This is a genomic window from Exiguobacterium sp. Helios (assembly GCF_014524545.1).
GTDB lineage: Bacteria > Bacillota > Bacilli > Exiguobacteriales > Exiguobacteriaceae > Exiguobacterium_A.
Genome location: NZ_CP053557.1, coordinates 569645 through 583630 on the forward strand (window position 1 = coordinate 569645; position 13986 = coordinate 583630).

The window sequence follows — 13986 nt, forward strand, 5'->3', positions numbered from 1 at the left end:
TAGAAAATAAGAGATATTTACAAAAAAAGGATTTTTTTAATAAAAAAAGTAAGAACTATATTAGAATAATGATATCGAGAGTGATTAAACGGCTTGAGTCCGTTAGAATTTAAGGATCAAGCCGTTTAAGAGTTTTTTATTATTTTTCCTGTCTAATGACTTGAAACAGTTCAAACGTTTATTTTTATATGTTTTCTTATAATTAACAGATATTATTAAACATTGATTAAAAGATGAGTTAGTATACAGTAAGATAAAAATCCAAAATGCTTTATTAAGCTATTAATAATTATCTTGTTAATAAATAACAAACAAACACATCTTTTTAACGGTCGTTTAACAGACATTTTCTTTTCGTAAAAATTTCTAAATATTATTCAAGTTCGAGAGGAGGTAAGCTGTTTATCAAATTAACAGTTTGAATGGAAACATTTATAACTGAAAGTAACAAGTTGTAGATATACTTTTCGTCAGTAGAATATTCATTAGGATCATCATTTGCTTTTAATTGATATTGATTGATTATCCATTCTATTGCACTTCTACCGTTTACTATATATTCATGTGCTTCGATAGGGATGTTCGCAATTGTTATATCCTGATTAAAAATAATTGTATCTCGTTTTTTGTTTTTCAAGAATTTAATTTTTTTAACTTCATACGAAGGATTACTACTATTAAAAATAACATCAACTAAAGATGTTGAAGGATATTTTTCGAAGTTAAGATGAATTTCAACTAATGCTTTCCCTATGCGTACGAATTCCTCTTTATTTTTTAATATCGGTATTCTTGGGGAGGCTTTTCTTAAGTCATTGTTGTATTTCAAACAAAATTCTTTAGAGTGTAATACTCCATACACGTAATAAAAAACATCTTCAGGAGAAAGATTTATTTTTCTCGAGAAACTCTCGTTAATATTATTATTATCTGTAAATAAAGAACTGGTATCGTTATTATACAGAAGATAACCACGTCCATTTTCCATTAAATGAAGGTTCGGTATTTTATCGACTACAAGAGCTGAAAAGTCTCTACGAGCTCCCCCGCCGGAAACGTATATAATTTTGTTTTCTTTTCCAAACACCGAATGGTATATTCCCGGATACTCAACTATACTTTTATCGTAATAAAGCCACTTTTTTGTAAAAGGTCTATAATAGCTTTCAATTATAGCGTTAGAATTATAATCGATTCGTTGAGAACGATCAAACTTGTGTTTAAGTCCTCGTGACCACTTAATGTAAGTTTCATCAGTATTAACTAATTTTGCACGTTCTTTTAGAGAATCTATTGTAGCTAGTCTATCTATTTCATGATTAAAATTATTAATCATCTGACTGGAGTTTTTTGCAACTTCTGAGTTCGAGAAATTGTAAACCCAAGAGTCTCTGTTTGTTGTAACACCGATAGCTTTAGTTAAAAAAACCTCGCTATCCATATTGTCGAAAGTAGCATATGATTGATCTCGTTGGTTAATCCAGTCATTGTTTGAATCTGGATCTATTTCTACAAAATTTATTTCTTGAATAGACTTAAGACTTTCTAATTTTGCTAATTTTTCATTTCTACTAAGGTAATCCCCTATATCATGATAGTAAATTTTATGATTTTCTGAATTATCTTTAACTAAGATTGTTATAGCAACACCAGTCAAGATATTGAAAACACTTTGACCTTCTTTTTTTGCCTCTTCTCCAATTTTCCCTCGTACAGCGCCTTTTAAGTTTATAGAGTAAACATAATTAAATTCCTCATTAATTACTTTTCGGAATCCTTCATGACTAGGCTTATCAATTATTGAATTTGGTGTAATAAAGGCGATAATACCTTGTTGTCCGATTTTGTCAGATGCCCATCTAAACGCTTTAATATAAGAATCAAATAAAGATTTTTTATTTAAACCAGTTGTATATTTTGCATAAGTATCATCAATACGTTTATTTAGGGAAGGATATTCAACATTTTGATTATTATCGTTAGCACTTGTTTGTCCTATTGAATAAGGTGGATTTCCTAAAATAACAGTTATTTGTTGTTCTTTCTGACGTTTTAATCTTACGTCGTTTCCGCTAAAGAAAGGATCTTCAAAGCTGTTGTCTCGCTCGGTTGAATCGAAGGTGTCAGTTAATACGATCCCTTCAAATTGTTTATAGTTACTTTCATTACTACTATCACTACTAATTAATGAGTGGAATGTTTCTTCAATGTTTATAGCTGCAATATAATAACTTAACAGAACAATTTCGTTGGCATGTAATTCTTTCATATATTTTCTTAATAGATGTTCTTTGGGAATTAAACCACTTTGAAGTAGTCTTGTAATGAAGGTCCCAGTACCCGTAAATGGATCCAATAAATGTATATTTTCTTCGAAAATTGATTTTCCTAAATGTTTCTCTAAAGCATGGTTAACCGAGTTGATGATAAAATCTACAACCTCTACAGGTGTAAAAACTATTCCTAAACTTTTTGTAGTTTCTTCAAATCCAATTTTGAAAAATTTATCATACAATTGTACGATTATATCTTGCTTCCCTTTTAAATTATCTATTCCTTGAGCACGAATTCGAACACTTTCATAAAATGGTTCTAAAGTTTTTTGCTCTTTTTCTAATTGATTTTCATCTAGAATTTTTAATACCGCCTCCATAGAGCGGGACACAGGATTATCATTAACAAAACTATAAGAATCAAATAAGGCTTCAAAGACTGGTTTTGTTATTAAATGTTGAGATAACATTTGGATAGCTTGTTCTTCTGATATTGAGTCGTTTATATTATGTCGTAAGCTGGTTACAAACCGCTTAAATTCTTTGTAATAAATACTTTGATGATCTTCTAAAAGAACACTAATACGCATAACATGTTTTCTTGCTATTTCTGAGACGTCTTTTGACCAATCTTCCCAATAGCGTACATTTCCAACTTTACGAACAATTTTACCGTAGATCGCTTTTTCAAGATTTGAAAGCTCTTCAGCATCAAATTCTATAGCTAATTGTTGAGACTCTTTAAGAGGTTTTAGCTCCCCATCTTCAGGCGCTTCACCTACGCCGATAATTTGAACATGTTTTGATCGACTTTTGTTTAAATCAAGTTTATTAATAGTAGCATCGAATCGTTCATCAAGAGAACGAAGTGCATTTAATACTTCCCATACGACTTTATATTTTTCGTTGTTGTCTAGTACATTATTTTCGTCCGTACCGGCAGGTACACCAATTGGTAAAATCACATAGCCATAATCTTTTCCAGGTGATTTCCGCATTACGCGTCCAACGGCCTGTGCAATATCTATCTTTGATTTTCGTGGTTTTAAGAACATGATTGCATCTAGCTCAGGAACGTCTACTCCTTCTGTAAGGAAACGAGCATTTGATAAAATACGACAAGTCTGATTAGGGACTTCGCCTTTTAACCAAGAGATTTTTTTGTTTTTTTCTAAAGCGTTCATTGAACCATCGGCATGTTCAATCTCCACTTTGTATTGCAAATTGGCTTCATCATTGTTTTGATATAGGTACTGATCGACTACATTGCTAAACATATCTGTAATAAGTTTAGATTCTTTTATTGTCCCTGCGAAAGCAATGGCGCGTTTCATGGGAGGACCGAGAACCTCATCTGAATGGCTACGACGTCGTACTAGACCATTCCAACATCCGATGATTTTTGTAACGTCATCGAAGTTTAATTCGGAGTCTGTCGCCAACATTTGTTGGAAATTCCGAGCGACCATCTCCTCATCAACTGCTAGGACCATTACTTTATAATCAGTTAAAATACCTTTCCGAACAGCCTCACCAAAACCAATACGATAAAGCTCTTCACCATAAATAGTTTCGTCCGACATGTCTGCAAGAAGAGCTGATACGTCGTTCGCTTTCTCTTTTGCTGATTCTCCATATATACGAGGAGTCGCTGTTTGATATAGCCGCTTGTCTGCTCTCACATTATCATTGCTATGTACTTTTTTAAAACTACTATCTTCCTCCCCATTTTCAGTTACTCCAGTAGTTCGATGAGCTTCATCGCATACAATCAGGTCGAAGTCATAGAAGCCCTGTTTCTGTGCTTCAACAATTACATTAATAGATTGGTAAGTTGAAAATACAGTTAAAAAATCACCTTTAAGTTTGTCTGATTCAATCAACTCTTTGTATGCTAGCAGTTTAGTATAGTCAGTTGTAGCGGGATATCCAATATCGGATGCGGCGATATCATCAAATTCATTCCCTACAGTTTTTTTAGTTACTTTCCTATCAGAACATACAGCGATCGCATCCATATTACAGTTTGTATCAGCGGTCCATCCTCGTAATGTTTGAGATAACAATTGTATGCTTGGTACTAAGTAAAGTACTTTAAATACGCCGTTTTTCTCTTTTGCCATTTCTTCTGCTATTGCCATTGATGTATATGTTTTACCTGTTCCGGGAGCCATAATTAGTTTGCCGCGATCTGCAGATTTGAAGCCATTTACAACCGATGTGATAGCTGGTATCTGATGGTTACGAGGCGTTTTTTTAGGTTGTGTTGCTGTTGTTTCAGGACTCTTATAGCTAAACGATGACCAATCAATTTGACTATCTTGTAATTGAGATAGTGAAATGCGTGTGATTTTTTTGTCACGACCCTCGAGTGCATCATTTGCATTTTTGCTCCATTTATCTGTAGAAGCGACTATAATACCCCAAGAATAATAGGTTTTCCCAACCTCGTTTAAGAAAGAATCAATATTGCTTTTTTGAATGGTATTCTCTACTGCATGGTATTTACACTGAATTGCAACAAGAGCACCTGTTTCACGTTCTTTTGCTACCAAATCAACTCCTGTGTCATTTTTAGGTATTCCATATTCTTCTGGTACTCCGTTTAAAGTCCAGACTGCTTCAAATAAACGCTCGTATAAAGGTTCGTTTTGAAAGTATGTACGAGAGAGTAGTTCGAACATCGTTCCTCGGTCACGTTGTTGACGATCCGGTGCGTCCATTTCGTTGATTAACTCAACGAAACTTTTTGAGCTATTCGCTTCAATATTCAATGCTATCATCCTGTCTGATTAGAAATTTAATATCATGTTAATACTACTCCTCTTTATTTACTTACTGCAACAGAGTATGACAGTTACTAACAAAAATAATGTTGAAGAAAATGCTGTTAATATTACGTATAGATAGGAATAGAAATCATCTTATATTTTATTAAATAATCAAATTCATAAGAGTAATGCAATAAAGTTATAATGATCATTATTAAAGGATTATTGATAATGTATAAAAGTAAAATATGTAATATAATGTAAAAGTAGGTATTCAGAATATTAAATGCCCACTACGTCAATCGATAAGTATGGAGGGATTTTTTTATGGCGAGATGTACAGCCCCTGTAAGAGGACATCACTCAGCAGAAGCCCGAGCAAATTGTCCTGCGTGTGGAGGAGGGAACTATAGAAGTAATCATGGAAGCAATTATGGTATGTATTCGCCTCCTTCCTATAATCCGTCTTCTAGCAATTCTGGAAGTGGGAGTAGTAGTAGAAGCTCTACTAATACAGCAAAACCGCGCTGGTCAAGCACAAATTCATCTGTAATTTATACAACGCAAGAAGTTCGAGCACTCACTCCGATTCGCAATAGTGTCGAAGAATTAGCAGCGAAACCTGAACTAGATCTTCGAGATGTTTTTTTATGTCATGCTTGGGATGATCGACAAGAAGCTGCGAAAGAGCTACATGATTTGCTTGAATCACAAGGTGTGTCAGTCTGGTTCAGTGAAAAGGACGTTCTTCTGGGTGTACCATTACTTCGTGCTATAGATAAAGGTTTGGCGAATTCACGAATTGGTCTCGTTTTAGTGACACCTGCACTTTTAAAGCGTCTTAGAACAGAAGGTATTGCCGATAAGGAGCTTTCAGTTCTTCTTGCAGGTGAGCGTCTTATTCCAGTTGTGCACAACACAACATACGAAAAACTACGAGAAGTCAGTCCACTTCTTGCATCTAGAAGCGGATTAAGCACCGAAGAGAATGAGAATTCAATAAAAGCTGTTGCAGTTAAACTTGCGGAACTTGTGAAAATTTAAAGTAATCAACCTTTCTTTCGACGATCAGTGAGTAGGCATTGAGGACGTTTATTTTAAGTCGTGTACCAAAAGGCTGGGAGCTTTTCGGTCCCTTGTCCGTGAATCCGGAACAGATGTTTAAAAAGAAGAAGAGAACATCTTTCGCTATTCTGAGCTCGAACTGGAAGCCATCAAGGAGCAGGTACGAGAAGAGATATGGTTTGAATTGATGAATAAGTTCATCTTCGAAGATTACCTTGTGTTGAAAAAATCAGACATCAAGGCTGCGATAGAAAATCGACGGCATTCGAAGGAGTTTGGAGATTTTGTATGGGAGCGATGTCTTCAACATAAGAGGGGATATTTGATGCCACGTGTCCTTGATCTGTTTGAGTACTTCATCCGTTTGATCGAACTTTCAGTGGTCGAGATGACCAGATCATCTATACATTGATTGAGAGAATCCCTTTTAATCAAATGAGCAGAAAATATAAGTCATAATCGAACAGCGTGATTCATCTAGATGGGACCTCTTTTTATGCAATGATGATTGCATGAAAAGAGGTCCCTTTTTTTCCGGGGCTTCTGGGATTTCAACTGGAGTAAGAGCGCGAGAGTAAGGTTCTTTTTGCTGGTCTTATTATTAAGAGTGTAGTCCGCGCGCTCATTCATTGTATTCGTTCGGGAATCGCATGTCACATTCAAATGCACGGAATGGCTTTGTACCAAATCCAAGGGAAGTGAGATGCACGCAGTGGACGAATCTACTGCGGGCCAGAGAGGCTTCGTATCGTCTTCTGTTGATTCGTGAGAGGTGCTGGTTGTTGAAGAGGTGGTTATAGAAGAAGTAGTAGAATTGTTGTTGGTGTACGTATGTACATCTCTTATCTTTGAGTGGATCATCCTCTGTACGTTTCGATTTAGTTTGTATGTGTTAGTAGAGACAAGAGAAGAACTCGCGGGCTCATACGTAAGGCTGTATGATGCATGGCAGCAACATCCTCATCGCACCGCTGCCTCACTGCCGAATCGATAACGAGAGTTGTCAATCACTAGCGTGAGGTATCTCTACGTTCCTGATCCTTGCGACGAAAGGCACGGAGCATGGTAAGACCAGAAAATAAGTTTTAAGGACTTCAAACTTATTCAATCTTCAAGTACCAGTTACGATGAGAATTCCTGTTCTGAACATTTCGTTGTTTTCTAAAGAATGAAGTGGAAATAGTCCTAGATTCGTCCTTAACTCCTTTGTTGGTTCAGCTATGACCGTGCTTATCTCGATTAAACTGATTCGTGCGATGTCCTTCACGACTGTATGCTGTGTTCAAGCAAACCAAAGAGGAGTGACCAAAATGAATACAACTGTAGAAAACGAGGAGTCGAGAAAATGGATGGACATGGTGGAGCACTCGTAAAAAGTGACCATTATTGATGCACAAGTTCGATTGGTACGAGAAGTAGATGGTTTGATCGAGCATGTGACATGGTTCGTTGATGTCGATATACCGCTCGCTTTTATTCAGCAACACTATCTGGAACAGACCTCATGAAGGTCTGTTTTTTTTATGTGCTCTTTCGTAAGAATACTGCACCTATCAATAAAAAGTGATAGGTGGGAAATATGCCCAACTTTATCCTACTGTTCACTGTATAATTAAAATAACTTACGAATAGAGAATGGAGCGATGCAAGATGAAACGAAAATGGATGGGTGCCAGTCTGGCATTCGCGAGTGTTGGTTTATTAGTAGGACCTTTACAGAGCGCGGAGGCGGCGACGCCGAAAATCAAGGTCCACTATATCGATGTCGGACAAGGTGATGCGATCTACATCAAGATGCCGAGTGGTGAGGATATCGTCATGGACGGTGGGAATAAAGGAAAGGGCGATGAGCTCGTCGCCTATCTGAAGAAACAGAAGGTCGGCGACATCGAGATGCTGATTTCGACACATCCGGATGCCGATCATATCGGAGGACTCGATGAAGTCCTCGATTCGTTCAAGGTCAAGAGTATCTATGCCCCGAAGGTCAAACACACGACGCAAGCCTATAAGGACTTCCTGCTGGCCGTCAAACGCGAGAAACTGACGATTAAGATGGCGAAGGCCGGCGTCTCGCTTCCTGTTAAAGGCGTGAAGGCGCAGTTCGTCGGACCGGTGAAGGATTATGCTATGAGTGATCTCAACAACTGGAGTGCCGTGTTACACGTCGCCTATAAGAAAAATACTTTCCTCTTCACAGGAGACGCAGAATTGAAATCGGAGCAGGACATGATTGCGAAGAAGAAGACGCTGCGTGCGGACGTCCTCAAGGTCGGGCATCATGGTGCAAAGACCTCGACGAGTGCGACGTTCCTTAAATACGTTAAGCCAAAGTATGCCGTCATCAGTGTCGGGAAGAACGCTTATGGACACCCGACGAAGGAAGTCGTGACGAACTTGAAGCGTGCAAAGGCGACGATGCTACGGACAGATAAGAGTGGCACAATCGTCTTCGAAGGGAACGGATCGTCCTATACGATCAAGAAATCGAAATGACGAAGCGAAAAGGGATCATCGACCGGATTGAGGGGAAGTGGGTCGTCGTCGAGTTCGACGATGGGATGCGTGACATCCTGATTTCTCGCTTCCCGATGACGGTGGAGTCGGGCGATGTCATCTGGATTGATGAATATGGTCATATTGAAAAAGATGACCGCGAACGGCAGCGACTGTCAGACGAAATCGATGAGTTGATGGAAGAGTTATGGGAAGACTAAAATGTAAAAATGATAAGGGAGATTTGAAATGGAAAAAAATTTAGAAAATACTAATTTTGATAATAAAAAATTTGAGCTTTGGTATGATAAGGAGTTTAAAATTTTCGAAATATTAGCTATTAAAATCACTAATCTCATAAAAGAAATAATTGAGCATAAAGGTATTAAATATCATTCCGTGACCTATAGAATAAAAGATAAGGATAGCTTGCTGAATAAAATAAAAAATAAAAATTATAAAGATCCAAAGTCTCAAATTCATGATTATATAGGGATTCGGATAGTTACATTCGTTAAGTCCGATGTAGATAAAGTTTGTAAGGAGATTGAAGAATTATTTGAAATAGATATCGAAAATAGTTCAAATAAAAGTGAAGAGTTAGGAGAAGATAAAGTCGGATATAGATCCATTCACTATGTGGCAAAGGTAGGTGATAACAGATCTGAAATGCCAGAATATGTGTATTTAAATGATAAGTGTTTTGAAATACAAGTAAGGACCATTTTAGAACATGCGTGGGCAGACATTTCCCATGATAGAACATATAAATTTAATAAAAAACTCCCAGAAGAAAATGATATTAGAAGAAGATTTGCCTTAGCATCTGCAAGCTTAGAGATGATTGATAGAGAGTTTGATAGGTTATCGAGAGAAATTGAAATGTACTCAGAAAAAGTATCTGAAGAAGCCAAAAGAGGTAATTTATCATACCAAATTGACAGTACATCGTTACTTGTATATTTATGTGGTAAATTTAAAAAGGAAATTAAAAATAATATAGTAAAAGCAAGTTTTAATGACAGAGATAAAACGGTAATTGAAGAATTAAATGCTTTAGGAGTAAATACACTTGAAAAACTAGAAAATATTTTTAGTGAACAATCCAAAAGTAATTTTTTATGTGTATTAAATAATTTAAATACTAAATTTGGACCTCAAAATTTCATTACAATACTCAGATTGAAAATGATAATACATTTTCAAAATAAATATTTTAAAGATGTGTTGTTAAAAGATGACTCAATGACTATGTTAAAGGAAGAATTAGATATAATATGCGAATTTTATCCTGAATTGAAAAAAGTATTTACAGAATCACCTTTAAAAATTGTTAATTAACACTTGTGTAAAGTATTGTCTAGAAGAAGATATTTTAAATTGGAGTAACTATTTAAATTTTTTAATATTTAGATTAAGTTATGTACTTACTAAATTATAGATTTTAAATTTAATTACTTCTTACGATCAAAAATTAATTAGTTTGGTTAAACTTTTATTCGGAGTATAAAAAAATCATGTTTCAGTACTTAATCCATATGTATAATTCATTAGATTAAAAAGAATTATTAAAATTTGTTTTTTAATAGTAAGAGCCACACTACTTTACGCTTAAAGTAGTGTGGCTCTTATTGGTCATCCGTTTAAAATAGCATTTGTTTTCTTTTCTGTTGTTTTCTCATCTGTCTTCTAAGTCTATTTCAGATATCACATTCATATTAATGGAATTCGATACAGATGAGAAAGTGTATTTTAGCGATTTCAGTATCGTATTTGTAGATAGTTCGGAATAATTTGCTTGTAATAGTGGCTGGTTTGTATCGCCTAAACAGTAAAATAATATCGAAAGTGTAGTGAGTCGTTGTTGACCGTCGACGATATTATACTTATTGAGGCTGTCTTTTTGAAGAATGATAGACCCAAGACGGTATTAAGATAAATCGTTCTGAAACGCCTCATAAGTATCTATAAATAAAAGGTTGGTTGATCGTGCACTCCATTTATAAGGTCTTTGATACGAGGGGATACAGAGGGGAATGCTGAATAAATTACTTAGTGGAAGTATTTTTAGTTCATTTGTTAGTAGGGCCATTAGGTGTCTCCTTTATTTTTTCTTTTTATTATACCTATTTTTTACATATATACCTATTTTTTTAATGACTTATGTACTCTATCAGTGAAGTATCAATTTATATTGTAAAAGTTCTAACTGAAAAGTATATTTCATGAATTTTAGACTCTATCTGATCGAAAGACTTCTAAAATTCGAGAAGATGACAAATACTGAAACACTGACTTATATGCTTTATTTTGAAAGTCAATCCAGATGCAGCATGGAGGCTTAAGTAGTGCTGAAAGAAGGTTACGGAACTTATACTAGTTCTTCAAAAATGCTCAAGGCTCCACTCGTGAAGAAAATAGAAGAAAATCCAACGTATTAAGCAAACATAGGAGGTCAAAATGGAAAAATACCAAGTTTTAGATTCAGGATGGAAACGTCAAGCGATATGGGAAGGATGTATGCTCGGCTCCATCGCTCACGCTATCTTTGTCGCGAATAATCCTGACTTTGCGTATGAACATTCCTGGGATGGTAACAATTACAGTACAAATGATGGTCAAGGTAGCAGAGGGACAGTTACATTTAGTCAAGATTTTTTTGTCGGAGGATTTAGAAACGAAGAATTCTCTGTAGAGATGACAGAAGCAAAAGAACTGTTCAGCCAAGCTCTGCAACGCGTACAAAAAATAGCTGAACAAGATACCTTTCAATACTTGTTAGATGAGGTAGATGGCGCAGCTCTTCCTATCGTCACTACTGTCTTGTGGGGGAATGATAATCAAGCTTTTTCTAGTCATCAATATGACGACATGATTGAACAAGGGGCACACCTTTTAGAAATATAGGCATCGGAGTATGAAAATGGAGTTGACCATTGGGAAGAGTATTATGAACTCAGAGAACAACAGCTGACGTTATTAAAAAAACTGTATCACTTAAAATTAGCCAATCCTGCGCGAACTATCACTTTATCCGTAGAGGATATTCAAGCACTAGATGCCATTGATGTCGAAGGTATAGAAGAGAGTAAAATTTCTTTCTCTGAAATGGGTTTTGAGTGGCCAAGTAAATGAATACGCCTTGAACTACTACCACTTACTTTACGCTTAGAAATGAAGGGTTCCTGAATTATTCGATTTGTCAGCCACTCTTCCGTTTAATTTAACGCTTTTTAAAGAAAATCCGTGAAATAACGTTCGTGATTGTTCCCGCAATCAATGCTTCAAGTGTAGCAACTATAAAAATAGCTAGTATTTCCTTCCAATCCGGCGTCCCAAGGAAATTTAAAAGGTTCAATAAGAAAAATAAAATGAAAAAGATGACATAATCGATTTTACGCATAGATTTTCCTCCTTCTTTATCATCTAATAAAAATATTGGTATGTAGTGTCCTAAAGACTATTACTGTGCCGACAAAAACCTAATAGAACCTAAAATGATGAAGCAGTTTTATGAGTTTGTCATCTTACACTCTTGAAAGACAAATGAAGTTGATTTCACATAAAAAATCCTCCTCTGTTCATTTGAACAGGGGAGGTTGTGATTTAAGCCGTCACTCTTCACTCACTTCATGATTGAGCTGCCACTGAACACCAAACGGATCTTCGACGATGCCATAAGCTTCACTCCAAAACGTTTTTTGAATCGGCATGATGACATTGCCGTCTTGTGCCAACTTGTCGAATGTCTTGTGAATGACTTGGATGTCCGGCAGATGCAGGGCCAGCGTGACATTTTGTCCGATCGTCACCGGATCCTGGGGCATCGCATCAGAAAACATGACGCGTGTCCCATGAATAATCAATTGCGAATGCAGGACAAGCGACTGGACATTTTTTTCAAACGGTTGACCGTCCGGACCATTGCCGGAACCAAACTCCATGATCTCAGGAATGTCTTGACCAAAAACTTTGGCATAATAATGAATCGCCTCACGGGTATTACCGTTGAAAACCAGATAGGGGGTAATCGGCATAGTAATGCTCCTCTCCATTTAAACACGGCTGACTGATATTTATAGTATACCAAACGTTTGTTCTTATTTAAAGTTTTCTCGAGTACAAAATGAAAGCGATATCATTTATTTGCGAATTCCGATTAAATTCTAAAAAAATGGTTGTATCTTTCCAAATCACCGTCTATACTAAATTTATCGAAAGCGCTTTCGGTGAAATGGAGTGGTTACATGGGTACAATTTATGATTTAGCGAAAATAACCGGTTTTTCGATCACCACGGTCTCAAAAGCCTTAAATAACTATTCCGATGTCAGTGAGAAGACGAAAGCAAAAATCGTTCAGGCAGCAGCCGATATGGGCTACTTACCAAACGCGCATGCCCAGTCACTTTCGACAAAACGGTCCTGGACAATCGGCGTCATGTTCTCGGAAGCACACGGCGTCGGAATGATGCATCCGTTTTTCAACGCGATCATCGAAAGTTTCCGAAAAGCAACAGAGCAACAAGGCTATGACTTAATCTTCGCTTCACGGAATTTGCGTAATCGGGACATGAGTTATCTCGAGCATTTCCGGCATCGGGCGGTCGACGGCATCGTCGTCATCTGTTCCGATCAAATGGACCAACACGTTCAGGAACTGATTCAAAGTACGATTCCAATCGTTGTCGTTGATATGGACAGTACGGATTGCAGTGTCGTTTTCTCGGATAATCTGACCGGCGGCGCACTTGCCGTCAATCACTTACACCAGCTCGGTCATCGACTTATCGCCCATATCGCAGGGGATAGTACGACTGACGCAGGATCGGCTCGGATTGAAGGGTACAAACAAGCAATGGGACGCTTAGGATTACCGATTCCTGATGAATATATCGTCAGCGGAGGATTCTTTTCGGTCGAAGAAGGAAAACAGGCAATGCAAGAGTTACTCGCACTGCCGGAACAACCAACGGCTGTCTTTGTTGCAGGTGACCAAATGGCCATCGGTGCCATTGACGCGATTCATGAAGCTGGCTTACGGATTCCGGAAGATATTTCGATTGTTGGCTATGACGACATCGAACTGGCTAAGTTCATTACACCAAAGCTGACAACGGTCCGGCAAGATACGGATACGATCGGACAGCATGCAGCGAACCTTTTAATCGAACAGATCGTCAACAAGAAGCGGGTCATGACGACGGATATCATTCCGGTCGAACTGATCGTCCGCCAGTCGACGGGACCTGTCAAAGCATAACACCTTTTCGAAATCGCTCTCGCAGGTTGTCTTCGAGAAAACGCGAGAGCGGTTTCGAAATCCATACTATACTATATTTTTTTGTACGTTTCCGAAAGGGCTTTCGGAACTTTTTTCAGA

The 13986-nt window shown here is 37.0% G+C and carries 10 protein-coding genes and 1 pseudogene; 7 read left to right on the plus strand and 4 right to left on the minus strand.

Annotated elements, in window-relative coordinates:
• Positions 1-373 precede the first annotated feature (373 nt).
• A complete protein-coding gene (locus HNY42_RS03065; RefSeq protein ID WP_188005065.1) occupies positions 374-5056 on the minus strand; it encodes a DEAD/DEAH box helicase in 4683 nt (1560 codons plus the stop codon).
• 315 nt (positions 5057-5371) lie between these two features.
• Between HNY42_RS03065 and HNY42_RS03070 the strand changes: the two genes are divergently transcribed.
• The 5 genes from HNY42_RS03070 (at position 5372) to HNY42_RS03085 (ending at position 9946) form a co-directional block, all read left to right on the plus strand.
• On the plus strand, positions 5372-6088 hold the full coding sequence (locus HNY42_RS03070; RefSeq protein ID WP_188005066.1) for a toll/interleukin-1 receptor domain-containing protein: 717 nt from the start codon (positions 5372-5374) through the stop codon (positions 6086-6088).
• A 1397-nt stretch (positions 6089-7485) separates the two neighbouring features.
• Positions 7486-7617: a hypothetical protein gene (locus HNY42_RS16210; protein WP_255508416.1), complete on the plus strand. Its 132-nt coding sequence runs from the start codon at positions 7486-7488 to the stop codon at positions 7615-7617.
• A 157-nt stretch (positions 7618-7774) separates the two neighbouring features.
• Positions 7775-8605 carry a ComEC/Rec2 family competence protein gene (locus HNY42_RS03075; RefSeq protein WP_370528993.1) on the plus strand — a complete coding sequence of 277 codons (831 nt, stop codon included), beginning with the start codon at positions 7775-7777 and terminating at the stop codon, positions 8603-8605.
• Complete coding sequence (locus HNY42_RS03080) at positions 8602-8826, plus strand: DUF3006 domain-containing protein (protein WP_188005068.1); 225 nt, start codon at positions 8602-8604, stop codon at positions 8824-8826. The genes HNY42_RS03075 and HNY42_RS03080 overlap by 4 nt, the downstream gene beginning before the upstream one ends.
• Before the next feature lie 28 nt (positions 8827-8854).
• On the plus strand, positions 8855-9946 hold the full coding sequence (locus tag HNY42_RS03085; protein WP_188005069.1) for a GTP pyrophosphokinase: 1092 nt from the start codon (positions 8855-8857) through the stop codon (positions 9944-9946).
• Positions 9947-10283: 337 nt separating this feature from the next.
• Here HNY42_RS03085 and HNY42_RS16355 read toward each other — a convergent pair.
• Positions 10284-10523 (minus strand): annotated as a pseudogene (locus tag HNY42_RS16355) (DUF262 domain-containing protein); the annotation flags it as partial.
• A gap of 542 nt (positions 10524-11065) precedes the next feature.
• Between HNY42_RS16355 and HNY42_RS03095 the strand changes: the two are divergent.
• Positions 11066-11512, plus strand: coding sequence for a hypothetical protein (locus tag HNY42_RS03095; protein ID WP_188005070.1), 447 nt, complete (start codon positions 11066-11068; stop codon positions 11510-11512).
• A 316-nt stretch (positions 11513-11828) separates the two neighbouring features.
• On the opposite strand, the gene HNY42_RS03100 is transcribed toward HNY42_RS03095, so the two are convergent.
• Together HNY42_RS03100 and HNY42_RS03105 are read right to left on the minus strand one after the other, a co-directional pair.
• Complete coding sequence (locus HNY42_RS03100; protein ID WP_188005071.1) at positions 11829-12008, minus strand: hypothetical protein; 180 nt, start codon at positions 12006-12008, stop codon at positions 11829-11831.
• A 211-nt stretch (positions 12009-12219) separates the two neighbouring features.
• Entirely contained in the window at positions 12220-12642 is a 423-nt protein-coding gene (locus HNY42_RS03105; RefSeq protein ID WP_188005072.1) for a VOC family protein, read from the minus strand.
• A 210-nt stretch (positions 12643-12852) separates the two neighbouring features.
• Between HNY42_RS03105 and HNY42_RS03110 the strand changes: the two genes are divergently transcribed.
• Complete coding sequence (locus tag HNY42_RS03110) at positions 12853-13866, plus strand: LacI family DNA-binding transcriptional regulator (protein ID WP_188005073.1); 1014 nt, start codon at positions 12853-12855, stop codon at positions 13864-13866.
• Positions 13867-13986: the final 120 nt, after the last annotated feature.